The following is a 24400-nucleotide window of genomic DNA, read 5'->3' on the forward strand; positions in this document are numbered from 1 at the left end:
ATGACGATCCGGTGACATCTGATGGTGCGCGAAGCTGCGCCATTCTAGGTCAATGGCATTTCGTTTGTTGTTGGTAGTCTTTCGTATTGAGTTGTTTTTGATTCGGAAATGTATGATTTTTGTCTAAATAGCCTATGAAAGATTCGTCTACCCTTTGGCCGCATGCAGCGGTGAGCGGGTTCGCAGCGCCTTTGTGCACTGCCATGTGGCGAATCGCCTGGGAAATGCCGTCAGGGCTTGCTGCTTTGGCGATAGCAGGGCTGGCCACTCAGAACCCATAGCAAAGCATGGCTGAGCCGCCGTCGCTTAAAATCGTCATCCCACTGGCTTAGGGGCGCCACACAGAGGGCGCCCGACACGGTCTACCCCCATGAATGTACCGATTGCGTTGGCTGCCGCCCTCCAGGCCCAGGCTGCCGAACCCGCACGACTGCGCGAGATTCCCTATAACTACACATCGTTCTCTGACCGTGAGATTGTGATTCGTCTGTTGGGCTCATCCATGTGGGATGTGCTCAATCAGCTGCGTCAGGAGCGCCGAACCGGCCGATCTGCCCGCATGCTCTACGAAGTGCTGGGGGATATCTGGGTTGTGCAGCGCAATCCCTATCTTCAGGACGATCTGATCCACAACCCTGACCGCCGCAAGTCGCTGGTCGAGGCTCTGGAGCATCGCCTGGCCGAGATCGACAAGCGCCGCGAGCCCAACGAGGATGCGCTGCGCGATCAGCTGGTGGGTCAGCTGGTGGAAGCGGCCCACCGCGCCGTGCATGAATTCAACGCCACTTTTGTCGAGGCCGAGCAGCTGCGCCGCCGTGCGCAGAAGACGCTGCGTCGCTATACCGCCAAGGACAACATCAAGTTCGACGGTCTGTCGCGCGTGGCCCATGTGACCGATGCGACCGACTGGCGCGTCGAATACCCGTTTGTCGTGCTGACGCCCGATACCGAAGCCGAAATGGCCGGTCTGGTCAAGGGCTGCATCGAACTCGGTCTGACCATCATTCCGCGCGGAGGCGGCACCGGGTACACGGGTGGTGCCATCCCTCTGACCTGGCGCTCGGTGGTCATCAACACCGAGAAGCTGGAAGCGCTGAGCGAAGTCGAGATGCGCATGATTCCCGGCGTGGATCATGAAGTGCCCACCATCTACTCCGAAGCCGGTGTGGTGACACAGCGTGTGGCCGATGCGGCCGAGCGCGGCGGCTTTGTGTTTGCCGTGGATCCGACCTCCATCGAGGCCTCCTGCATAGGCGGCAATATCGCCATGAACGCGGGCGGCAAAAAGGCCGTGCTCTGGGGGACTGCCCTGGACAATCTGGTGTCCTGGCGCATGGTCACGCCCGATGCGCAGTGGCTGGACGTCACGCGTCTGGACCACAACCTCGGCAAGATTCACGATGCCGAGATGGCCTGCTTCGAGCTGAAGTACTTCGAGGCGGACGGCAAGACCCATGTGCGCACCGAGCGCCTGGACATTCCCGGTCACACCTTCCGCAAGGAAGGCCTGGGCAAGGACGTGACCGACAAGTTCCTCTCGGGTCTGCCCGGTATTCAGAAGGAAGGCACGGACGGCCTGATCACCAGCGCGCGCTGGGTGGTGCACCGCATGCCGGCGCATACGCGTACCGTGTGCATGGAGTTCTTCGGCAATGCCAAGGATGCCGTGCCCTCCATCGTCGAGATCAAGGACTATATGTTCGCCGAGCAAAAGCGCTCGGGCGTGCTGCTGGCCGGCCTTGAACATCTGGACGACCGCTATCTCAAGGCCGTGGGCTACGCGACCAAGAGCAAGAAGGGCAACGGCCATCTGCCCAAGATGGTGCTGCTGGGCGATATCGCCGGTGACGATGCCGACGAAGTGGCCCGCGTGGCTGCCGAGGTGGTGCGCATTGCCAATTCGCGCAACGGCGAAGGCTTTACCGCCGTCAGCGCCGAGGCGCGCAAGAAGTTCTGGCTGGACCGCAAGCGCACGGCAGCGATCTCGCGCCACACCAACGCCTTCAAGATCAACGAAGACGTGGTGATTCCTCTGCCGCGCATGGCAGAGTACACCGATGGCATCGAGCGCATCAATATCGAGCTGTCGCTGCGCAACAAGCTCAAGCTCTGCGATGAGCTGAGCGGCTTCTTCAAGCACTCCGATCTGCCCCTGGGCAAGAGCGACGATGCCGGTGACATCCCCAGCGCCGAGTTGCTGGAAGACCGCGTGCAGCAGGCTCTGGCGCTGGTGGCCGAGGTGCGCGAGCTTTGGCAGGGCTGGCTGGACGGCGTGGCCACGCTGTTCCCCGAGTTGCAGGATCACCGCCTGCGTGCGAGCTGGAAGACCCAGCTCAAGGAGCCGCTGTCCAAGATCTTCGCGGGCGCTGCCTTCCAGCCGCTGCGCGAGTCCGTCAACGAGATTCACCAGAAGGTGCTCAAGGGGCGCGTCTGGGTGGCCCTGCACATGCATGCCGGCGACGGCAATGTGCACACCAACATCCCCGTCAACTCCGATGACTATGAAATGCTGCAGACCGCGCACGAAGCCGTGGCCCGCATCATGGAGCTGGCGCGCAGCCTCGATGGCGTGATCTCGGGTGAGCACGGTATCGGTATCACCAAGCTGGAATTCCTCTCGGATGCCGAGCTGGCACCGTTTGCCGATTACAAGAAGCGTGTGGACCCCGAAGGCCGCTTCAACAAGGGCAAGCTGATCCGCAACGAAGAGTGGGATGCCCTGGCGCACCAGAGTCACGACGGTCGCTCGCCGCGCGAGTCGCTGATGTTTGCCGACCTGACCAATGCCTACACGCCCAGCTTCGGCCTGATGGGTTATGAATCCATCATCATGCAGCAGTCGGACATCGGCGCCATCGCCAACTCCGTCAAGGACTGCCTGCGCTGCGGCAAATGCAAGCCCGTGTGCGCCACCCATGTGCCGCGCGCCAATCTGCTGTACTCGCCGCGCAACAAGATCCTGGCCACCTCGCTGCTGGTGGAGGCCTTCCTCTACGAGGAGCAGACACGCCGTGGCGTGTCCATCAAGCACTGGCAGGAATTCGAAGACGTGGCCGATCACTGCACGGTCTGCCACAAGTGCTTCAACCCCTGCCCGGTCAAGATCGACTTCGGCGACGTGACCATGAATATGCGCAATCTGCTGCGCAAGATGGACAAGAAGAGCTTCCGACCAGGCAACAAGCTGGCCATGGCCATGCTCAACGCCACCAACCCCGACACCATCAAGTTCATGCGCACGGCCATGGTGGGTGTGGGCTTCAAGGCCCAGCGCCTGGCGGCCGACGTGCTGGGGGCTGTCGCCAAGAAGCAGACCGCACATCCACCCGCATCCGTGGGCACGGCTCCCATCAAGGAGCAGGTGATTCACTTCATCAACAAGAAGCTGCCCGGCGGTCTGCCCACCAAGACGGCGCGCGCCTTGCTGGATATCGAGGACAAGGACTACGTGCCCATCATCCGCGACCCGCAGGCCACCAAGTCGGACACCGAGGCGGTGTTCTACTTCCCCGGCTGCGGCTCGGAGCGCCTGTTCAGTCAGGTGGGTCTGGCCACGCAGGCCATGCTCTGGCATGCCGGCGTGCAGACCGTGCTGCCTCCCGGTTATCTGTGCTGCGGCTATCCCCAGCGCGGTTCGGGCCAGTTCGACAAGGCCGAGAAGATGATCACGGACAACCGTGTGCTCTTCCACCGTGTGGCGACCACGCTCAACTATCTGGACATCAAGACCGTGGTGGTGAGCTGCGGTACCTGCTATGACCAGCTGCAGGGCTACCAGTTCGACAAGATCTTCCCCGGCTGCCGCATCATCGACATCCACGAATATCTGCTCGAAAAGGGTATCACGCTGCAGAACAAGGGCGCCTACCTCTACCACGACCCCTGCCATACGCCCATGAAGCAGCAGGATCCGATGAAGACCGTCAAGGCCTTGATGGGTGACAACGTGCTCAAGAGCGAGCGCTGCTGCGGCGAGTCCGGCACGCTGGGCGTGACGCGTCCCGACATCTCCACGCAGATCCGCTTCCGCAAGACCGAGGAGATCCGCAAGGGCGAGGCCGCATTGCGCGACAACGGCCAACTGGGTGCCCAGGACAACGTCAAGATCCTGACCAGCTGCCCCAGCTGCCTGCAGGGCCTGAGCCGCTATGGCAACGATCTGAACAACGGGCTGCTCGAAGCCGACTACATCGTGGTCGAGATGGCGCGCGACATTCTGGGCGAGAACTGGATGGCCGAGTATGTCAATCGCGCCAACCAGGGCGGTATCGAGCGTGTGCTGGTGTGATGCCTCCTGAGTCGCTTCGCGCCCTCCCCCAAAGTGAATGACATCCTTGGCGCGGGGCGGCGCGGCCGGCATAGGCCCTTCCTGGGTGTCTCCGGCCTGCGCTGCGGTCACACCGCCGTGATGTGGGTAAGAAGCATTGCAATGGAGATTTCAGATGTTGGTTGAAAACTGTCCTCTGTGTGGAACCGATGGCGGTGCGCTGGTCTGGCGCGGCGACAAGTTGCGTGTGATCCGCGCAGCGGAAGCTGGCTTTCCGGCCTTCTATCGCGTGGTCTGGAATGAGCATGCGGCCGAGTTCTCGGATCTGAGCGCAGCGGATCGCATTGTCTGCATGGATGCCGTGGCTCTGGTCGAACGTGTGCTGCGCGAGCAGCTGGCTCCGACCAAGATCAACCTGGCGGCGCTCGGTAATATGGTGGCGCATCTGCATTGGCATGTGATTGCGCGCTATGACTGGGACAGCCACTTTCCCGCTTCCGTCTGGGCTGCGGCCCAGCGCGAGCGCGATGAAGAGCGCGAAGCTGAGATTGCCCGCCAGCTGCCGCAGGTGGATGAAGTGCTGCAAAAGGCGCTGGCCCTCTGGGCCGCGTGATGTTTTTCGTCTCCGTCGGGAGATTCGAAGGGCAGCTTGAGGCTGCCCTTTTATGCATTGATTAGGAGAGAACCATGGCAGGACTGCAAGCCAATACTCCCACCCCTCAGTCGCTGACCGTGCATGGTGCGTCACGCGTGCTGGAGGTCTCTTATTCGGACGGCAAGACTTTCCGCATTCCGTTCGAGTTGCTGCGCGTGTACTCGCCCTCGGCCGAGGTGCAAGGTCATGGCCCGGGCCAGGAAGTGCTGCAGACCGGCAAGCGCGATGTGGGTATCAACACCATCGAGCCTGTGGGCAACTACGCCATCAAGCCGTTCTTCAGCGATGGGCACGAAAGCGGTCTGTACACCTGGGAATACCTCTACCAGCTGGGCAGCCAGCAGGATGCTCTGTGGCAGCAATATCTGCAGCGCCTAGAAGAGGCCGGGATGGATCGAGATACGCCCATGCCCGAGAAGGGCGCCGGTGGTCATGGTTGCAGCGTGCATTGAGCTTTGACTCCCAGGGGCTTGCATGTCGGCTCAAAAGCCGGCAGCAACGTCCCGTACACGCCACATAGCCCATGCATACGGCACAGGGTTATTGAGGCTGGTGCTATATTTCCAATAGCTGGCAGCGCATGTGAAATAAGCGCTCAAGGCGAATTCTTTCAAAAAACCATAGTGCTTCAAAGCCTGTAGCCATACGGGGTTGTCGCTGTACGCGCAAGCACTGCCTGCTTAGCATTCTTTGTTATGAGCTCCACACACTTCGGATTCCAGACTGTTGATGAAAGCGAGAAGGCATCGCGCGTACGCGGTGTGTTCGACTCCGTGGCCTCCAAGTACGACGTCATGAACGACGTGATGTCGGGCGGCCTGCACCGCGCCTGGAAGGCTTACACGCTGATGGTGGCCAACCTCAAGGAAGGCGACAAGGCGCTGGATATCGCAGGCGGCACAGGAGATCTGTCCCTGGCTTTTTCCAAGAAGGTGGGCGCCAGCGGTCAGGTGGTGCACACCGACATCAATGAAGCCATGCTGCGCGTGGGGCGTGACCGCTTGACCGACAAGGGCGTGATTCTGCCCACGCTGGTCTGCGATGCTGAAAAGCTGCCCTTCCCCGACAACTATTTCGATCTGGTCAGCGTAGCCTTCGGCCTGCGCAATATGACGCACAAGGATGCTGCGCTCAAGGAAATGAACCGCGTGCTGCGCCCCGGCGGCAAGCTGCTGGTGCTGGAGTTCTCCAAGGTGGTCAAACCGCTGGAGAAAGTCTATGACTGGTACTCGTTCAAGATTTTGCCGACCATGGGCAAGATGATTGCCGGCGACGCCGAAAGCTATCGCTATCTGGCCGAGTCCATCCGCATGCACCCCGGCCAGAAGGAGCTCAAGGCCCTGATGCAGCAATGCGGCTTTGGTCATGTGGACTATCACAACATGACAGGAGGCGTCTGTGCCTTGCATGTGGGAATCAAATGTTAAGTGCGCCCTGTGCGCAGATTTGTAGCGACTTTCCATAAGAAGGGAGATGAGATGAAGAAACTTTGGTCAATTGCCTTGGTGGCAATGCTGGTGGTGGCACATGGTCAGGCCGATGCAAAACGCATGGGCGGTGGCTCATCGTTCGGCAAGCAGTCGGGCAACGTCACTCAACGCGAAGCGTCTCGTGCTCCCGCTCAGAATACCCAGCAGGCTCCGCAGCAGAGTGCGGCGCAGCAAAACCGTGCTGCGCCGCCTGCAGCGGCTCCGGCCGCTGCACCCAAGAAGCCATGGGGAGCCATGCTGGGCGGCCTGGCCGCAGGCCTGGGCCTGGCCTGGCTGGCCAACTCGCTGGGCATGGGCGAAGCCTTTGCCAATATGCTGATGTTCGGTCTGCTGGCCATGGTGATCATGGTGGTGGTCGGCATGATCATGCGCCGTCGCAAGGCAGCGCCTGCCGTGCAGAGCGCTAGCAGTCCATTTGCCTTTCAGGGCGCAGGCAATCTGGGTGGTGATGTGAATGCACCCCAGGCACGCCAGTACAACCCTGAAAAAGTGGGCAATGACGCGTCGGCTCGTCCTTGGGAGCAGAACCATATTCCCGAAGCCGCGGCTGCAGCCGGCGGCTCCATGATCGGCTCTGCCCTGTCGGGTTCGCAGAACTGGGGCGTGCCTGCAGACTTCGATGCCGAAGGTTTTCTCACTGCAGCCAAGCGCAACTTCGTGACGCTGCAGTCGGCCTGGGATCGCTCCGACATTACCACTCTGCGCTCCATGATGACCGACGAGATGCTCACGGAAATCCGCAGCCAGCTGTCCGAGCGCGAGACACAGCGTGCCGGTGAGCCCAACCACACCGATGTGCTGATGATCGATGCGCAGTTGCTGGGCATCGAAGACCTGGGCAATGGCTACATGGCCAGCGTCGAGTTCTCCGGCATGATCCGCGAAGAGGCCTCGGCAGGCCCCAGCCCCTTCCGTGAAGTCTGGAACATGACCAAGCCCAAGAGTGGCACCAGCGGCTGGCTGGTGGCAGGCGTGCAGGCGCTGCAATAAGCACCGCAGGACGGATTACTCGCGCCCCATGCAAGGGGCGCCGAGCAAGGCCCGCCCTGCAGCGATGGTGCCGTCCCCCTTGGGGGGAAGGTGCAAAGCGCCACAGGAGGGGATTAATTTCATGAATAATCGGGGACTATGGCAACACAGTCCCCTTTTTCTTTTCTGGGCGGTCTCGTCGAACGCGTGATGGCCGGCCCCCAAGCTCCCGAATGGCTGGTGAGTGAAATGCATCAGCGTCTGGTGCTTTTCCTCAATCATGTGCTGATGCAGGAAAAAGAGGCCACGGATCGCCTCGTGCGACAGAAGGGGCGTATTGCGCGTGTGCAATGGCGCCAGTATTCGGTCGCCTTGCTGGTCACTCCTGCCGGTCTGTTCGACGTGGCTCCTGCCGAGGCTGCGCCCGATCTGATGCTGGAAGTCACCGAGACCTCTCCTCTGTCGCTGGCTCAGACGGCCTTGCGTGGCGACAAGCCCAGTATTCGCATCGAAGGCGATGTGCAGTTTGCCGCCGAGATCAATTGGCTGGTGGATAACGTCAAGTGGGATGTGGAGGAGGATCTGGCTCGCCTTATCGGGGATGTGCCTGCCCACACAATTGGCAAGGTTGCACGCACGGCCGCTCAGGGGTTGCGTCAGTTCGTCGGTGCACGCATGGGCAGCAAGTCTGCCTCTGCTGCCGATGTGGCCAATCCTGTCAGCATGGCACCCGTGGCAGCCATGCCCGGGGCCGATTACACACAGCCATGAGCCGCTTTCTGCGAGGCTGGGCCATCCTCTGGGTGGTGTTTCGTTATGGACTCGACGAGCTGGTGCTCTCCGGGATTCCGCATCCGCGCCTGCGCAGCCTGCGCGGCGTGCTGACCTTTGGCCGCAAGCTGGACAAGCCACGTGGCGTGCGCCTGCGCGAAGCGCTGGAAGAGCTCGGTCCCATCTTCGTGAAATTCGGTCAGGTGCTGTCCACCCGCAGCGACCTGATGCCGCCCGATGTGGCCGAGGAACTGGCCAAGCTGCAGGACCGCGTGCCGCCGTTCGATTCCCAGATCGCGGTGGACACCATCGAGCGTTCCTTTCGCAAGCCGCTGGAGCAGATCTTCATCAGCTTCGAGCGTGAGCCCGTGGCCAGCGCGTCCATCGCCCAGGTGCACTTTGCCAGTGTTCGCGACAAGGCAGGCGTTGAGCATGATGTCGCCGTCAAGGTGCTGCGCCCGGGCATGAAGTCCGTGATCGACAAGGATCTGGCATTGATGCACATGATGGCGAGCTGGCTGGAAAAGCTCTCCCATGATGGCAAGCGGCTCAAGCCCAAGGAAGTGGTCGCCGAGTTCGACAACTATCTGCATGACGAGTTGGACCTGATCCGCGAAGCCTCCAATGCCGCGCAACTGCGCCGCAATATGGAAGGCCTGGATCTGGTGCTGATCCCCGAGATCCACTGGGATTACTGCCATACCGATGTGATGGTGATGGAGCGCATGAAGGGTGTGCCCATCAGCCAGGTCGAGCGCCTGCGCGAAGCCGGCGTGGACATCCCCAAGCTGGCGCGCGATGGCGTGACCATCTTCTTTACCCAGGTGTTCCGCGACGGCTTCTTCCATGCCGACATGCACCCGGGCAACATCATGGTCAGCCTGGAGCCCGATACCTTCGGGCGCTATATCTCGCTGGACTTCGGCATCGTCGGCACGCTGACCGAGTTCGACAAGGAATATCTGGCGCAGAACTTCCTGGCCTTCTTCCGCCGCGACTACAAGCGTGTTGCCGCCTTGCATGTGGAAAGTGGCTGGGTGCCGGCCACGACGCGCGTCGAGGAGCTGGAGGCGGCCATTCGCGCCGTCTGCGAGCCTTATTTCGACCGGCCGCTGGCCGAAATCTCGCTGGGCATGGTGCTGATGCGCCTGTTCCAGACCTCGCGCCGTTTCCAGGTCGAGATCCAGCCTCAGCTGGTGCTGCTGCAGAAGACGCTGCTCAATATCGAGGGCCTGGGCCGTCAGCTCGACCCCAACCTCGATCTGTGGAGCACGGCCAAGCCGTTTCTCGAGAAATGGATGCTGGACCAGATGGGGCCGCAGCGCCTATGGCATGAGCTGCAGGCGCAGGCGCCGCGTTACGCCAAGATCCTGCCCGACATTCCGCGAGTGCTGCACCAGTATCTGTCCAGGCATGGCGCCGGCAATGACAGCGAGGCCCTGCTCAAGGAACTGCTGCAGCAACAGAAGACGACCAATCGCTTGCTGCAGGCCATCCTCTGCGGCGGCATCGGTTTCGTCATTGGTCTGGTGGTGTTGCAGGTTCTGCTGCGCATCCGCTTCTGAGCTTTCCCTTTCTTTAGAGTTCGAGGAGTGCCAGCGTGCTGCTCTCATTGGTGATCGTCTACCTGTTTGTGACCATCGGCATCGGCCTGTGGGCCGCCAGACGCGTGAAGAACACGGCGGATTTCGCCATTGCCGGCCGTCATCTGCCGCTCTACATGATCATCACCACCACCTTTGCGACCTGGTTCGGGTCCGAGCTGGTGCTGGGCGTACCTGCCAAGTTCATCGAGGGCGGTCTGCATGCGCTGGTGGAGGATCCGTTTGGCGCGGGCATGTGCCTGATTCTGGTCGGGTGCTTTTTCGCGGCCAAGCTCTACCGCATGAACCTGCTGACCATCAGCGACTACTACCGCTCGCGCTATGGCCGGTCTATCGAGGTTGTCTGTTCGCTGATCATCATGCTCAGCTATCTGGGCTGGGTCTCGGCCCAGGTCACGGCACTGGGCCTGGTGTTCAACCTGCTCTCGGGCGGTGTCGTCAGCATTCCCATGGGCATGACGATTGGCGTTCTCTCCGTGCTGGTCTATACGCTGTTTGGCGGCATGTGGTCCGTGGCCGTGACGGATTTCGTGCAGATGATCATTCTGGTCGCAGGTCTGCTGATACTGGCCTTTTTTGCCGGTGACATGGCGGGCGGCGCGGGCAAGGTGGTCGATCTGGCCACCAGCCGCGATCTCTTCAAGTTTCTGCCCGAGCCCTCGCTGCATGAAATCGTTTTCTTCATCGGCGCTGCCGTGACCATGATGCTGGGCTCGATTCCGCAGCAGGACATCTTTCAGCGCGTGATGTCGGCAGACACCGAGAAATCGGCCGTGCGCGGCACCATCATCGGCGGTGCCTGCTACGTGATCTTTGCCTTCGTGCCCATGTTCCTGGTGGCCAGTGCGCTCATCATCATGCCCGCCGAAGCCACGGCCCTGCTGGCCGATGATCCGCAGAAGGTGCTGCCCACCCTGGTGATGGACAAGATGCCGTTTGCCATGCAGGTGCTGTTCTTCGGCGCGCTGCTCTCGGCCATCAAGTCCTGTGCGTCGGCCACCTTGCTGGCCCCCAGCGTGACCTTTACCGAGAACATCTGGCGTCAGTTCCGGCCCTACACTTCGGACAAGGACAATCTCAGGACCATGCGCATCAGCGTGCTGGTGTTCGCGGCCTGCGTGCTGGCCTATTCCATCGTCATGGAAGGCACGCCCATCTATGAGCTGGTCGCCAGTGCCTATCAGGTGCCGCTGGTGGGAGCCTTCGTGCCGCTGGTGTTCGGCCTGTACTGGAAGAGGGCCACCACCCAGGGCGCCATCAGCGCCGTGGCGCTGGGCATCGGTGTGTGGCTCATCTTCATGGTCACGCCCGCGCTCAACCAGGCTTTTCCACAGCAGCTGGCTGGTCTTTTGGCTGCGGTTGCCGGCATGCTGGCCGGTTCGCTGCTGCCGCAGTGGATCAGCAACCATCACCGTGAAATCGAGTCCTTTGCCGAGATCAAGGCTTGAGGGAGCAAACCGGCTGCACCGGGGCTTGCTTGCGCAGCGCAGCAAAACCAGGGGCGGCGCCTATAATTGAGGGTTTTTGCACTTCCCCCGTTTTTAGCGCTATGCCTATCTATGCATACAAGTGTGGCTCCTGCGGTCACGCCAAGGATGTGCTGCAGAAAATCTCGGACGCGCCGCTGACCGTGTGCCCAGCTTGCGGGGCCGAGGCCTTTTCCAAGCAGCTCACCGCTCCGGGCTTTCAGCTCAAGGGTTCTGGCTGGTATGCCACGGACTTCAAGAACAGCGGCAGCAAGCCGGCTGCAAGCACTTCTTCATCCAGTGACAGTGCGGCAGCTCCTGCTCCCGCAGCTGCTGCAGCCCCTGCACCCGCCAATTCCTGAGGCTTACCCACACTATGTCTGCATTGCGCAAGTGGCTGATTGCCGGTTTGCTGGTCATCGTTCCCCTGGTGATCACGCTGGGCGTGCTCAACTGGATCATCGGAACTCTGGATCAGACGCTGGCCATTCTTCCCGAGGCCTGGCAGCCCGACAGATTGCTGGGCATGCATATTCCGGGGTTTGGCGTTATTCTGACTTTGCTGATTCTGCTGCTCGTGGGCGGCATTGCCAGCAATTTCATCGGCCGCAAGCTGGTGGGTTGGGGTGATGCGCTGGTGCGCCGCATACCCGTGGTGCGCTCCATCTATTCCAGCGTCAAGCAGGTCTCGGACACCGTGTTCTCCGACAGCGGCAACGCTTTTCGCACGGCGGTGCTGGTGCAGTGGCCGCGTGAGGGCGTATGGACCGTGGCTTTCGTCACAGGCCAGCCCAGCGGCGAAGTGGCGGCTTTGCTGCGTGATGAATATGTGAGCGTCTTCGTGCCCACCACGCCCAACCCCACCGGGGGTTACTTCGTGCTGGTGCGCAAGAGCGAATGCATCGAGCTGGAAATGAGTGTGGATGCGGCGCTCAAATACATTGTTTCGATGGGCGTGGTGGCTCCGCCAGACCTCGCCCTGATCGAAGAATCCAAACAAACAACCTTGTCGCACCCCTAAGGTGCAGGAAGAATTTTCATGGCAATGCGTTCTCAATACTGCGGTCTGGTGACCGAAGCCCAAATGGGCGAAACCGTGACCCTGTGCGGCTGGGTGAACCGCCGCCGTGACCATGGTGGCGTGATCTTCATCGACCTGCGCGACCGTGAAGGCTATGTGCAGGTGGTCTGCGACCCCGACCGCGCCGAGATGTTCAAGGTGGCCGAAGATGTGCGCAACGAGTTCTGCGTGCAGGTCAAGGGTGTGGTGCGTGCGCGTCCCGCCGGAACCACCAACGACAAGCTCAAGAGCGGCCAGATCGAAGTGCTGTGCCATGAGCTCAACGTGCTCAACGCTTCCGTCACGCCTCCTTTCCAGCTGGATGACGACAATCTGTCGGAAACCGTGCGCCTCACGAATCGCGTGATGGATCTGCGCCGTCCCGTGATGCAGCGCAATATGATGCTGCGCTACAAGACCGCCATCCAGGTGCGCAACTTCCTCGACAAGGAAGGCTTCATCGACATCGAGACTCCCATGCTGGGCAAGTCCACGCCCGAAGGCGCCCGCGACTATCTGGTGCCTTCGCGCGTGCATGACGGCGAATTCTTCGCGCTGCCCCAGTCGCCCCAGCTGTACAAGCAGATGCTGATGGTCTCGGGTTTCGACCGCTACTACCAGATCACCAAGTGCTTCCGCGACGAAGACCTGCGCGCTGACCGCCAGCCCGAATTCACGCAGATCGACTGCGAAACCTCCTTCCTGAACGAAGAGGAAATCCGCGCCATCTTCCAGCGCATGATCAAGGAAGTGTTCCAGACCCAGCTGAACGTGGATCTGGGCGAGTTCCCCATCATGAGCTACCAGGATGCGGCCTTCCGCTTCGGTTCGGACAAGCCCGACCTGCGCGTCAAGCTGGAGTTCACCGAGCTGACCGACATCATGGGCGACGTGGACTTCAAGGTCTTCTCCACCCCCGCCACCACCAAGGGTGGTCGTGTCGTGGCCCTGCGCGTGCCCGGCGGCGCTGCCATCTCGCGTGGCGAGATCGACGGCTACACCGAGTTCGTCAAGATCTACGGTGCCAAGGGCCTGGCCTGGATCAAGGTCAACGAAGTGGCCAAGGGCCGTGAAGGCCTGCAGTCGCCCATCGTCAAGAACCTGCATGATGCAGCGATTGCCGAAATCCTCAAGCGCACCGGCGCACAGGATGGCGACCTGCTCTTCTTTGGCGCCGACAAGGAAAAGATCGTCAACGACTCCATCGGCGCTCTGCGCCTGAAGGTCGGTCACAGCGAATTCGGCAAGAAGAGCGGCCTGTTCGAAGACAAGTGGGCGCCTCTGTGGGTGGTGGACTTCCCCATGTTCGAGCATGACGAGGAATCCGGTCGCTGGGTGGCCGTGCACCACCCCTTCACTTCGCCCAAGGACGGTCACGAAGACCTGATGGACACCGATCCCGGCAAGTGCATCGCCAAGGCCTACGACATGGTTCTGAACGGCTGGGAACTGGGCGGCGGCTCGGTGCGTATCCACCGCGCCGACGTGCAGGCCAAGGTGTTCGAAGCCCTGAACATCACGCCCGAGCAGCAACGCGCCAAGTTCGGCTACCTGCTGGATGCGCTGCAGTACGGTGCGCCTCCCCACGGTGGCCTGGCCTTCGGCCTGGATCGTCTGATCACGCTGATGACCGGCTCCGACTCCATCCGCGACGTGATTGCCTTCCCCAAGACACAGCGCGCCCAGGATCTGCTGACCCAGGCTCCCTCGCCCGTGGACGAGAAGCAGCTGCGCGAGCTGCACATCAAGCTGCGCAACCCCATGGTGGTCACCACCGAGGCTTGATTGCCAAGCTCCCCGTGAACAGCGCCGGTCGCTGTTCACCCCCGGGCGCCAGTTCGCGAAAGCGGCTGGCGCTTTTTTGTTGCTTTGAAATCGCTAGCTGCTTGCGCTTGTCGAGTTTGAAATTCAGATGATTTTTGTGCTGAATTCGATAAAGGGAAAGCGGTTGCAGCTATGAGTATTGATGCCTATCAAGCAGCAGGGCGACTCCGCCTGCTGTCATCCTGGCCGCGCTAATATGCTGCGATGGAAGTCAGGCCCTACAAGATTCCGCAGTCCGTGCTGGTCGTGATCTACCGTGAAGACGGGCAGGTGTTGCTGCTGCGCCGCAGCATTGCGGCGCCCGAGGGCGAGCCTTTCTGGCAATCCGTCACGGGCAGCAAGGACAGCCTGGACGAGGACTGGCATGAGACCGCAGTGCGCGAGGTGCTCGAGGAAACCGGCATCGACGCGCTGGCGCCGGACTGTTGCCTGACCGACTGGGAACTCGAGAACGTATACGCCATCTATCCACAGTGGCTGCATCGCTACGCGCCGGGGGTCAGCCATAACCAGGAGCGTGTCTTCGGCCTTCGTGTGCCACCTCACATGACCGTGCACTTGAATCCCAGGGAGCACACCGCACATGATTGGCATGATTGGCGTGAGGCAGCCCAGCGCTGCTTTTCTTCTTCCAACGCAGAAGCTATTTTGCTGTTGCCGCGCTTCGAGCCGGCGCTGGTCGAGCGCCGCTGCAGGCAACAGCCTTGAAACCAACAGTGCCTATGTCTGACGTTCAGTTGTTTACGCCGCCAGAGCCGCAGATCCTGCGCGTGGCTACCTACAACATTCACAAGGGTGTGCAGGGCCTGGGCCCTGCCAGGAGGCTGGAGATTCACAATCTGGGACTCGCGGTGGAGCAGCTCGATGCGGACATCGTCTGCCTTCAGGAGGTTCGCAAGATGAACCGCAAGGAGGAGCAGTATTTCGACCGCTGGCCCAATGTGCCGCAGGCCGAGTATCTGGCTCCCGAAGGCTACGAATCCGTCTATCTGACCAATGCCTACACCCGGGACGGCGAGCACGGCAATGCGCTGCTCAGCCGCTGGCCGGTGATCGGCTACCAGCACGAGGACATCTCTGACCATCGCTTCGAGCAGCGCGGCCTGCTGCATGTGGAGCTGGACATCCACGGCAAGCGCGTGCACTCCATCGTCGTGCACCTGGGCCTGATTCCGGGCAGCCGCATTCGCCAGATTGCACTGCTGCAGCGTTTCATCGAGCGCGAGGTACCACCCAATGCGCCGCTGGTGGTGGCGGGCGACTTCAACGACTGGGGCAACCAGATCAAGCGCATGCTGGCGGGCTTCGGCCTGTTCGAGTACGAGGAAACGCAGGGCATTCTGACCTATCCCTCGCGGCTGCCGATTGCGCAGCTCGACCATATCTATGTGCGCGGCCTGACCCCGCTGGGGCTGCAGGTGCCCAAGGGGCGCATCTGGTGGCGCATGTCGGATCACCTGCCGCTGATTGCAGAGTTCAAGCTGTAGCAGCTCTGAGCGGCCCCGCACCTTCCCCTCTCTCGTCGGGCGGCAGCGCTTGCCCGCTTCTCTGGCCGGGTGCATGCCTATTTTGAGATTGCTCCTGAAACCATAGCTTCCAAGGCCTTGTAAACATGCATCTGGATGGCAAATCCTTTGTGGCTTCGGGAAGTTGATTCACTGGTACCATTCTTGGATGTTCAGAGATCTCGCCGACATGAAAAAAGACAACTCAGCCGAAGGAACACCCGTTTCGGTCAAGATCCGCGAGCGGTTGCAGGCAGCTAACAAACGTTTCCACGCCAACGACAACATTGCCGAATTCATTGAGCCCGGCGAGCTGGAGAAGCTGCTGGACGAGGTGCAGGAGAAGATGCAGGGCGTGCTCGACTCCATGGTCATCGACACCGTGCATGACCACAACACGCGCGCCACGGCCCGCCGTGTGGCCAAGATGTATGTGAACGAGGTGTTCCGCGGCCGTTATGTGCATCAGCCGGCCATCACCGAATTTCCCAACGCCGAGCACCTGAACGAGCTGATGATCGTCGGCCCGATCACCGTGCGCAGTGCCTGCAGCCACCACCTGTGCCCCGTGATCGGCAAGATCTGGATCGGCGTGCTGCCCAACAAGAACACCAATGTGATCGGTCTGTCCAAGTATGCGCGTCTGGTGGACTGGATCATGGGTCGCCCGCAGATCCAGGAAGAGGCCATCATCCAGCTGGCCGATCTGATCATGGACAAGACCCGACCCGACGGACTGGCCGTGGTCATGGAAGCCTCGCATTTCTGCATGTCCTGGCGCGGCGTGCGCGAGATGGATTCCAAGATGCTGAACTCCGTCATGCGCGGAGCGTTCCTCACCAACTCCGAACTGCGCCGCGAATTCCTTTCGCTCATAGCAGCCCGAAAGTAAATGCTCCCCCTGTGGCGCTTCGCGCCTTCCCCCAGGGGGGGACGACGCCTTTGCTGCGGGGCGGTCCTTGCTTGGCGTCCCTCACCTGTGCTGCGCCAGTCACATCACGCACTGGCCATGTTCGGCCAGATGAGCGACTGAATTTTTCTTTTCAAAAGGCTGCGCATCGCGCGGCCTTTTGCATTTCCGGCTCCCATGTCCCTGCAAGCGTTCACTCTCATCATTCTGGCCGGCCTGATTCATTCGGGCTGGAACATCGTGGCCAAGAAGGCCGGCGGAGACGCCCGCTTTTCGCTCTACACCGCCATCTGCAATGCCGTCATCTGGCTGCCGCTGGGCTGGTGGCTGGGCAAGGATGTGGTGCCGGACTGGGGCTGGATGGAGTGGGTGTTCGTCACCGCCAGCGCCGTGCTGCATGTGGCTTATTTCGTGGTGCTGCTGCGCGGCTATCGCGTGGCCGATCTGACGGTGGTCTATCCGCTGGCGCGCGGCAGCGGGCCGCTGATCTCCTCGCTGGTGGCCGTGATCTTTCTCGGCGAACAGATCTCGACGCTGGGGGCTGCCGGCATTGCGGGCGTGGTGCTGGGCGTGTTTCTGATCGCGGGTGGCCCGCGCATGATCGTGGCCATTCGTGAGGGGCAGGATCTGGAGGCGCGCCAGCGCGTGCTGTCCGGTCTCTACTACGGCCTGCTGACGGGGTTGTTCATTGCCAGCTACACGGTGGTGGACAGCTATGCCGTCAAGATGCTGCTGATGTCGCCGATTCTGGTGGACTATATGGGCAATCTGATCCGGCTGGTGATTCTGGCGCCGCTGGCCGCCCGGGACTGGTCCGAGACCAAGCGCCTGTGGCGTCTGCAATGGCGCTATGCGGCCGTGGTGGCCTTCTTCAGCCCCATCGCCTATGTGCTGGTGCTCTATGCGGTGCAAAGCGCGCCCATCTCTCACGTCGCTCCCGCACGCGAGGTGTCCATGCTGTTCGCGGCCCTGATAGGCGGCAGGCTGCTGGGCGAGGGCGACCGGGCTCTGCGCATTGCCGGGGCCGTCATGATTGCCCTGGGCGTGACGGCACTGGGGCTGGGTTGAAGTGAGTCGTTTGTCAAAAAGGCCTGTAGCCTTTGTCGATGAATCGCAAGTAGCTATTGTTTTTGAAGAGAGCTGAAAATGCCGACCTGGGAAGTCCTGATCACATTCTTTGGCGTGGCCCTGCTGCTGGGCCTGAGCCCCGGCCCCGACAACCTGTTTGTGCTGGTGCAATCGGCCCAGCGCGGCTGGCGCGTGGGGCTGTGCGTAGTGCTGGGCCTGTGTCTGGGCATTGTCGGACATACGGCCGCCGTGGCACTGGGACTGGCGGCCGTGGTGGCGACATCGCCCATGCTGTTCACGGCGCTCAAGCTCTGCGGCGCCGCCTATCTGGCCTATCTGGCCTGGAGCGCATGGCATGCACCCGTCAGCGTGGAAGAAAGTGCCAGGGCACAGGAGCAACGCGATGTGCTGACTCTGCGCTCCGCCATGAGCTGGGTGGGCAGAGGCGTGGTCATGAACCTGACCAACCCCAAGGTGCTGATTTTCTTTCTGGCCTTTTTGCCCCAGTTCACCGACCCCGCTCGCGGCAGCGTGCCAGTGCAGATCATGGTGCTGGGCAGCGTCTTCATGGCAGCAGCTTGGCTGGTCTTTGGTTCTATCGCCTGTTTCTCGGGGCTCTTTGGCCAGATCCTGCAGCGCTCCGCCCGCGCCCAGCGCTGGCTTAACCGCATCGCAGCCACCGTTTTCGGTGCGCTCGCACTTCGTCTTGTGATGGTGCAACGCTAGAGGCAAACACTCTTAACACTGGTGCATGCCAGAAGCCAGAGACAGCGAGGAAGGGTCTGTGCCGGCCACACCGCCCCGCAGCGAGGCCGTCGTCCCCTCCGTCCCTCTCCCATAGTGTGCGAAGCACATAGAGAGAGGGGTGTCCAGCCAGGGGGAAGGCGCGTGCTGCCTCAGGGGGAGCTTGTCGTCCTTATCCCCAGGATAGCGCAGACAAGTCATTGACAAACACCGGCATGTCCTTCCACAGCCCGCGCAGCTTCTTGTTCGCCACGGTCACCCACTGCGGGGTGTAGAGAAAGCCGTGCACCGAATCATGCGCCAGCAGGCGCTGGGCATCGCCAAGCAGGCGTGCGCGGTCGGCGGGGCGCGGTGTGTGCTTGATCTTGTCGAAAAGTTCGTTGAATTCCTGGGACTGGTAGCCCCAGTAGTAATCGGGCTTGGCAAAGTTGCCCAGATCAAACGGCTCGACATGCGAAATGATGGTCAGGTCGTAGTTCTTGTTGGTGTAGGTGCCCGACAGCCATTGCGCCCACTCCACGTTCTGCAGCTTGAGCTGGATGCCGATCTTGGCCAGCTGGGCTGCAATCAGTTCACCGCCTTGGCGTGCGTAGGGCGCGGGCGGCAGCGTCATGGTCAGTGTCAGCGGGGTCTTGACGCCAGCTTCAGCCATCAAGGCCTTGGCTTTTTCCAGGTCAAAGGGGTTGACACCTGTGGTGTCCACATAGCCAAAGGCCGTGGGCACATAGTAGCTGCCGATGGGCACGCCATAGCCATCGGCGGCTCCGGCAATCACGGCCTTGCGATCGATGGCGGCGGCAATGGCGCGGCGCACGCGGATGTCGTTCAAGGGCTTGCGTGCATTGTTGATGGCCAGAATGGTCTTGGCGCGCGAGTTGCTCACCACCACCTGAAAGCGGGCATTGGTCTTGAACTGGGGCACGCTGCGCGGCGAGACGCGCGGGAAGGCATCGACATCGCCGGCCAGCAGGGCGGCAACCTGTGCCGCGGGGTCGGGGATGAAGCGGAACACGGCGCGCTTGATGCGAATGCTCTGTGCCGAGCGATAGCCGGGCCAGGCGGTCAGAGTGACCGATGCACCCTTGGCCCAGGCCGCCAGCTTGTAGGGGCCGGTGCCCACGGGCTTGCTGGCGTTGGTGGTGGCGCTCTTGGGCTCGACGATGATGGAGGTGGCCTGGCCCATCATGAACAGAAAGTCGGGGTCTATCTCCTGGTTGGTCAGTACCACCGTATGCTCGTCGGCGACCTTGGTGCTCAGATTGGCAAAGGTGCGCTTGTCCTTGTTGGTGCTTTTGTCGGCTGCCGCGCGCTCGAACGAGAACTTGACGGCAGCAGCGTTGAAGGGCTCGCCGTTCTGGAACTTCACATCCTTGCGCAGACGGAAGGTATAGGTCTTGAGGTCGGAGGAGACTTCCCAGCTTTCGGCCAGCAGAGGCGAGACGCTGCCATCGGGGTTGATCTTGGTCAGCGTCTCAAACACGTTGTAGAGCACGACTTCGGCAATCGAGGAAGCAGCCCCGGCCGTGGGGTCCAGTCCTGGCGGCTCCAGCGTCATGGCCAGCGTGACGCTGTCTTTCTTGGCCTGGGCCATGGCAGGCCAGGCAGCGAACAAGGGCAAGCTGGCAGCCGAGCTGGCCAGCAAGGAGCGGCGATTGAGCATCAACAAAGTCTCCGATGGGGGGGGCTGGCCGCATGGGGCCATCAAAAGCGCTGCAAGTCATCGCGGGGAGCGGACTTGTTTCATATGCGTTTTTACACCAGTCGGAGCAGTCTTTGCTGTGGTCGCCGGCATATCGCTGCTGCGAGTGTGAACAACTGTTTGCCGGTCCGGTTCAGATGACTCGCGGTGCGGCCTTGACCAAGGCCTGGGTATAGGGGTGCCCGGGGGTGGAGAACAGCTTGCACGGCGTGCCGCGCTCCACCACTTCACCCCGATGGAGAACGATGACCTGATCGCAGACATGCTGGACCACGGCCAGGTCATGGCTGATGAACAGATAGGACAGGCCCAGCTCGCGTTGCAAGTCCTGCATGAGATTGAGCACCTGGGCCTGCACCGAGACATCGAGCGCACTGACCGGCTCGTCGGCCACGATCAGGCGGGGGCGGGTAATCAGAGCGCGGGCAATGGCAATGCGCTGGCGTTGGCCGCCTGAGAACTCGTGCGGATATTTGTCGGCGTCCTGCGCGCGCAGACCGACCTGGTCAAGCACGCTCAGCACCTGCTGGCGCCTGGCAGGGCGACTGAGCTTCTCATGAGTCGTTCCCAAAGGCTCGCTGACGATGGCTTCCACTGTCATGCGCGGGTCCAGCGATCCATAGGGGTCCTGAAACACCATCTGGAAGTCGCGCCGCGCGGCGCGCAGTTCCTGTTCGGACAGCCGGTGCAGATTGTGGCCCAGCAGTTCCACCCTGCCTTCGCTGGGGCGGTCCAGAGCCATGACCAGACGTGCCAGCGTGGACTTGCCGGAGCCCGATTCGCCGACCACGCCCAGGCTTTGTCCACCCTGCAGCTCGAAGCTCACGCCCCGCAGGGCCTGCAGCGGCTCGGGCTTGCGCCACAGCGATGTACGGGGGCGTGAATATGCGCGTTTCAGTCCGCTAACCCTCAGCAAGACTGCGCTGCTGTTTCCAGCTTCAGAGGTTTCGGCTGGCTCGTTCATGTCCTTGCTCCTGCCGTCAGCACCTGTTCATAGAGGCAGCGTGCCACATGGGGCTGGCGCCAGGAAGCGAGAGAGGCCGGTGCCGCCATGCTGGGCTGCTGCAGCGTGCGAGGCTGGGGACGCTCTACATAGCAGTCGTCCTGTGTATGGGCGCAGCGGCCCGCAAACGGGCAGCCTGCGGGCAGGTCCACGAGCTCCGGCACGGCGCCTGCGATGGTGGGCAGATGCCCCGCAGCTGGCCCGGCCTGGAGCTGCGGCCGGGCCGCGAACAGGCCGCGCGTATAAGGGTGGGCGCGCCTGGCGAACACCGCTTCCGTCATGCCGGATTCGACCACGGTGCCGCCATACATGACCAGCAACTGCTCGGCGTTCTGGGCAATCACGCCCAGATCATGGCTGATGAGAACCAGCGCCATGGAATGCTCGGCCACCAGTTCCTGCAGCAGATCCAGAATGCGCTGTTGAACCGTCACATCCAGGGCCGTGGTGGGCTCGTCGGCCACCAGCAGATCGGGACCGCAGGCCAGGGCCATGGCAATCATGATGCGCTGGCGCTGGCCGCCGGAGAACTGGTGTGGATATTCATCGAGCCGCTGCGCAGCCTGCGCAATGCCCACCCTCTCCAGCAGTTCGGTGGCGCGGGCACGGGCCTGGGCGCGGCTCATTGCCAGATGAAGCCGCAGTGGCTCTGCCACCTGGCGGCCGATGCTGTGCACGGGGTTGAGGGCGCTCATGGGCTCCTGAAACACCATGGCCATGCGGTTGCCGCGCAGGGCGCAGAGCTGTCGCTCGCTGAGGCCCAGCAGTTCCTGGCCGTCCAGCTGGATGCTGCCGTCCACCTGTGCGTGTTCGGGCAGCAGGCCCATCAGCGCCAACGCCGTCAGCGATTTGCCGCAGCCCGATTCGCCGATCAGGCCCAGTGTGGCACCGCGCTCCAGCGTAAAGCTTACATCGCGCACGGCCTGGGCCCGGCCGCGATGGGTCTGCAGATTGATGGTGAGGTTGGAGACTTCAAGCAAAGCCATGGTGATTCAACGCTCGCGTGTCAGTCGGGGGTCCAGCAGGTCGCGCAGACCGTCGCCCAGCAGGTTCAGACCCAGCACCGACAAGGCGATTGCCAGGCCGGGCCAGACGGCCAGCAGCGGCGCCTGGAACATCAGGGTCTGGGCTTCGCTGAGCATGCGCCCCCAGGACGGCTGGGGCGGCTGCGTGCCCAGCCCCAGATAGGATAGGGCGGCCTCGGCCAGAATGGCCAGCGCAAACTGAATGGTAGCCTGCACGACGAGCACGGCCGCAATATTGGGCAGCACATGCTGCAAAGTGATGGCCGTGCGGCTTTTGCCGCAGGCTCTGGCGGCCAGCACATAGTCGCGGGCCCAGATGGCATTGGCCGAGGCGCGGGTGATGCGCGCAAAGGTGGGGATGTTGAAGATGCCGATGGCAATGATGGCATTGACCATGCCGGCTCCAAACACGGCTGTGAGCATGATGGCCGAGAGCAGGGCCGGAAAGGCAAAGGTGAAGTCCGCCAGCCGCATGATGATTTCCTCCACCCAGCCACGGCGTGCAGCGGCGACCAGGCCCAGCACCACGCCCAGCGTCAGACCTATGCCCACGGCGATCAGGCCCACGGCAATCGATGCACGTGCGCCGACCAGAATCTGCGAGGCAATATCGCGCCCGAAGGCATCGGTGCCCAGCCAGTGCCGGCTGCTGCTGGCCTGCAGGGCGGCGTCCATATCCACTTCATAGGCCGAGCCGGGGGTCCAGACAAAAGACAGCAGCGCGGCAGCAACCAGCAAGGTTGTGAGCAGGGCGCCGAGCACAAAGCTGCGGTGCTGCAGGGCGCGCCGGCCAAAGCCTTGGGGCTGTGTGCGCGTGAAGGCGCGTGTCGGGTAGTCGCTCACACTGGCGCGGGTATCGGTCTGCCTGCTCATAGATCGCCGGCCTTGATGCGGGGGTCGATGGCGGCATAAAGCACGTCGACGACAAAATTCACCACCACCACCATGGCGGCCAGCAGCAGCACGCAGTTGCGCACCACGATCACATCTCGGTTGGAAATGGATTGAAAGATCAGCCGGCCCAGGCCCGGCAGATAGAACACGTTCTCCACCACGATGGTGCCTGCCAGCAGGTTGGCGAACTGCAGTCCCATGACGGTGACGACGGGAATCATGGCGTTGCGCAGCACATGACGCCAGAGCGCCGCGCCGCGCGACAGCCCCTTGGCGCGGGCCGTGCGCACAAAGTCCTCGCGCAGCACTTCCAGCACCGCGGAGCGGGTGATGCGGGCCAGGATGGCTGCCTGTACCACGGCCAGCGCAACGGCAGGCAGCAGCAGTGCCTGCAGCGCCGGCCAGAAGCCGCCGCCGGCCTCTTCACTCCAGCCCGGAAAGCCGCCGGCCGAGAACCATTGCAGCTTCACCGAGAACAGCAGGATCAAAAGAATCGCAAACCAGAAGTTGGGGATGGCAATGCCGATCTGGGCCAGGCCCATGAGGCCCACATCACCCCAGCGTTTGTGGTTGGCGGCCGCAACCACTCCCGCAGCAATGGCCAGCACGGCGGTGATGCACATGGCCATGAGGGCCAGCGGCACGGTGACCGCAAGGCGTTCCCAGACCAGCTCGGCCACGGGCGAGCCATAGACGTAGCTGTCGCCCATGTCGCCGTGCAGAAGGCCGGCTACCCACTGCCAGTAGCGCATCGGCGCGGGCTGGTCCAGGCCTAGTTGCTGAACCATGGCCGCTACGACCTCAGGCTCGGCATCGGGGCCCATGAGCATCTGGGCTGCATCGCCGGGCAGGACTTCCAGCACGGCAAAAACCACGATGGAGGCGCCGAGCAATGTGGCGATCAGCGTGAGCAGGCGTTTGAGCAAGAAGATGCTCATGGCGTGAGGCGTTGTTTCATCGTGAAGTGGGCTCAGACGCGGTGTTTGCGTGCTGCGCAGCATAGCGGCAATTGTGCCGCGTCCGGGAGGGGGTGGCTTTGTCCCGGGTGCTGCCATGTCTTGGGGAGCTTGGGATAATGTGGGCCGATACCGAGAACTGCACAGGAGCTGGCACATGGCATTGATGATTACCGATGAATGCATCAACTGCGATGTGTGCGAGCCCGAGTGCCCCAACGATGCCATCTACATGGGTGAGGAGTTCTACGAAATCGATCCGCACAAATGCACCGAGTGCGTGGGCCATTTTGACGAGCCCCAGTGCGTGCAGATCTGCCCCGTGGCCTGCATACCGGTGAACCCCGAGTACATCGAAAGCCGTGAAGTGCTGTTCAAGAAATATGAGCTGCTTACGCAGGCCAAGAAAGAAAGCTAAGGCTCTTTGAGTCTGAATTCCTTGTATATCAAGCGCACATAGCTCCTTATTCAGGAGCTATTTTGCATTCTG

At 61.9% G+C, this 24400-nt stretch carries 23 protein-coding genes; 17 read left to right on the forward strand and 6 right to left on the reverse strand.

The features are described 5' to 3' along the window. Positions 1-49 precede the first annotated feature (49 nt). Entirely contained in the window at positions 50-268 is a 219-nt protein-coding gene (locus NOX35_RS04720) for a hypothetical protein (RefSeq protein ID WP_256495895.1), read from the reverse strand. Between the two features lie 102 nt (positions 269-370). Between NOX35_RS04720 and NOX35_RS04725 the strand changes: the two genes are divergently transcribed. From NOX35_RS04725 to NOX35_RS04800, 16 genes are all read left to right on the forward strand, one after another. After that, positions 371-4288 (forward strand): FAD/FMN-binding oxidoreductase, encoded by a 3918-nt coding sequence (locus NOX35_RS04725; protein ID WP_256495896.1) that lies wholly within the window; start codon positions 371-373, stop codon positions 4286-4288. Between the two features lie 154 nt (positions 4289-4442). Then, complete coding sequence (locus NOX35_RS04730; RefSeq protein ID WP_182285764.1) at positions 4443-4880, forward strand: HIT family protein; 438 nt, start codon at positions 4443-4445, stop codon at positions 4878-4880. A 74-nt stretch (positions 4881-4954) separates the two neighbouring features. After that, entirely contained in the window at positions 4955-5374 is a 420-nt protein-coding gene (locus NOX35_RS04735; RefSeq protein WP_003073951.1) for a gamma-butyrobetaine hydroxylase-like domain-containing protein, read from the forward strand. A 243-nt stretch (positions 5375-5617) separates the two neighbouring features. Next, on the forward strand, positions 5618-6349 hold the full coding sequence (ubiE, locus tag NOX35_RS04740; protein WP_256495897.1) for a bifunctional demethylmenaquinone methyltransferase/2-methoxy-6-polyprenyl-1,4-benzoquinol methylase UbiE: 732 nt from the start codon (positions 5618-5620) through the stop codon (positions 6347-6349). Between the two features lie 51 nt (positions 6350-6400). Beyond that, the gene (locus tag NOX35_RS04745; RefSeq protein ID WP_256495898.1) at positions 6401-7402 is read left to right on the forward strand and encodes a Tim44 domain-containing protein; all 1002 of its coding nucleotides are present in this window, start codon (positions 6401-6403) and stop codon (positions 7400-7402) included. A 138-nt stretch (positions 7403-7540) separates the two neighbouring features. Further along, positions 7541-8152, forward strand: a complete 612-nt coding sequence (locus NOX35_RS04750; RefSeq protein WP_256495899.1) for a hypothetical protein — start codon at positions 7541-7543, stop codon at positions 8150-8152. After that, the gene (gene ubiB / locus NOX35_RS04755; RefSeq protein ID WP_256495900.1) at positions 8149-9717 is read left to right on the forward strand and encodes a ubiquinone biosynthesis regulatory protein kinase UbiB; all 1569 of its coding nucleotides are present in this window, start codon (positions 8149-8151) and stop codon (positions 9715-9717) included. Before NOX35_RS04750 ends, ubiB begins: the two co-directional genes overlap by 4 nt. Before the next feature lie 35 nt (positions 9718-9752). Then, on the forward strand, positions 9753-11204 hold the full coding sequence (locus NOX35_RS04760; protein WP_256495902.1) for a sodium:solute symporter family protein: 1452 nt from the start codon (positions 9753-9755) through the stop codon (positions 11202-11204). 101 nt (positions 11205-11305) lie between these two features. After that, positions 11306-11584: an FmdB family zinc ribbon protein gene (locus NOX35_RS04765; protein ID WP_182285769.1), complete on the forward strand. Its 279-nt coding sequence runs from the start codon at positions 11306-11308 to the stop codon at positions 11582-11584. Between the two features lie 14 nt (positions 11585-11598). Then, positions 11599-12243, forward strand: coding sequence for a DUF502 domain-containing protein (locus NOX35_RS04770; protein WP_003058473.1), 645 nt, complete (start codon positions 11599-11601; stop codon positions 12241-12243). Between the two features lie 18 nt (positions 12244-12261). Then, a complete protein-coding gene (gene aspS / locus NOX35_RS04775; protein ID WP_182285770.1) occupies positions 12262-14067 on the forward strand; it encodes an aspartate--tRNA ligase in 1806 nt (601 codons plus the stop codon). A gap of 243 nt (positions 14068-14310) precedes the next feature. After that, positions 14311-14814, forward strand: a complete 504-nt coding sequence (gene nudB / locus NOX35_RS04780; protein ID WP_182285771.1) for a dihydroneopterin triphosphate diphosphatase — start codon at positions 14311-14313, stop codon at positions 14812-14814. A 14-nt stretch (positions 14815-14828) separates the two neighbouring features. Next, on the forward strand, positions 14829-15593 hold the full coding sequence (locus tag NOX35_RS04785; RefSeq protein WP_182285772.1) for an endonuclease/exonuclease/phosphatase family protein: 765 nt from the start codon (positions 14829-14831) through the stop codon (positions 15591-15593). Between the two features lie 187 nt (positions 15594-15780). Continuing rightward, the gene (folE, locus tag NOX35_RS04790) at positions 15781-16503 is read left to right on the forward strand and encodes a GTP cyclohydrolase I (protein WP_087084970.1); all 723 of its coding nucleotides are present in this window, start codon (positions 15781-15783) and stop codon (positions 16501-16503) included. 195 nt (positions 16504-16698) lie between these two features. Beyond that, the gene (locus tag NOX35_RS04795; RefSeq protein ID WP_256495903.1) at positions 16699-17589 is read left to right on the forward strand and encodes a DMT family transporter; all 891 of its coding nucleotides are present in this window, start codon (positions 16699-16701) and stop codon (positions 17587-17589) included. Positions 17590-17667: 78 nt separating this feature from the next. Then, a complete protein-coding gene (locus NOX35_RS04800; RefSeq protein ID WP_256495904.1) occupies positions 17668-18315 on the forward strand; it encodes a LysE family translocator in 648 nt (215 codons plus the stop codon). A gap of 190 nt (positions 18316-18505) precedes the next feature. On the opposite strand, the gene NOX35_RS04805 is transcribed toward NOX35_RS04800, so the two are convergent. From NOX35_RS04805 to NOX35_RS04825, 5 genes are all read right to left on the reverse strand, one after another. Next, the gene (locus tag NOX35_RS04805) at positions 18506-19993 is read right to left on the reverse strand and encodes an ABC transporter substrate-binding protein (RefSeq protein ID WP_182285775.1); all 1488 of its coding nucleotides are present in this window, start codon (positions 19991-19993) and stop codon (positions 18506-18508) included. A gap of 172 nt (positions 19994-20165) precedes the next feature. Further along, positions 20166-20996 carry an ATP-binding cassette domain-containing protein gene (locus tag NOX35_RS04810; RefSeq protein WP_256495905.1) on the reverse strand — a complete coding sequence of 277 codons (831 nt, stop codon included), beginning with the start codon at positions 20994-20996 and terminating at the stop codon, positions 20166-20168. Further along, positions 20993-22021 carry an ABC transporter ATP-binding protein gene (locus NOX35_RS04815; protein ID WP_182285777.1) on the reverse strand — a complete coding sequence of 343 codons (1029 nt, stop codon included), beginning with the start codon at positions 22019-22021 and terminating at the stop codon, positions 20993-20995. Before NOX35_RS04815 ends, NOX35_RS04810 begins: the two co-directional genes overlap by 4 nt. Before the next feature lie 6 nt (positions 22022-22027). After that, the gene (locus NOX35_RS04820; RefSeq protein WP_182285778.1) at positions 22028-22933 is read right to left on the reverse strand and encodes an ABC transporter permease; all 906 of its coding nucleotides are present in this window, start codon (positions 22931-22933) and stop codon (positions 22028-22030) included. Then, positions 22930-23892, reverse strand: a complete 963-nt coding sequence (locus NOX35_RS04825) for an ABC transporter permease (protein ID WP_256495906.1) — start codon at positions 23890-23892, stop codon at positions 22930-22932. The genes NOX35_RS04820 and NOX35_RS04825 overlap by 4 nt, the downstream gene beginning before the upstream one ends. A gap of 175 nt (positions 23893-24067) precedes the next feature. On the opposite strand from NOX35_RS04825, the gene NOX35_RS04830 reads away from it, so the two are divergent. After that, positions 24068-24328, forward strand: coding sequence for a YfhL family 4Fe-4S dicluster ferredoxin (locus NOX35_RS04830; RefSeq protein WP_003066028.1), 261 nt, complete (start codon positions 24068-24070; stop codon positions 24326-24328). Positions 24329-24400: the final 72 nt, after the last annotated feature.

The organism is Comamonas sp. C11, from assembly GCF_024496285.1.
GTDB classification, from domain to species: Bacteria; Pseudomonadota; Gammaproteobacteria; order Burkholderiales; family Burkholderiaceae_C; genus Comamonas; species Comamonas testosteroni_F.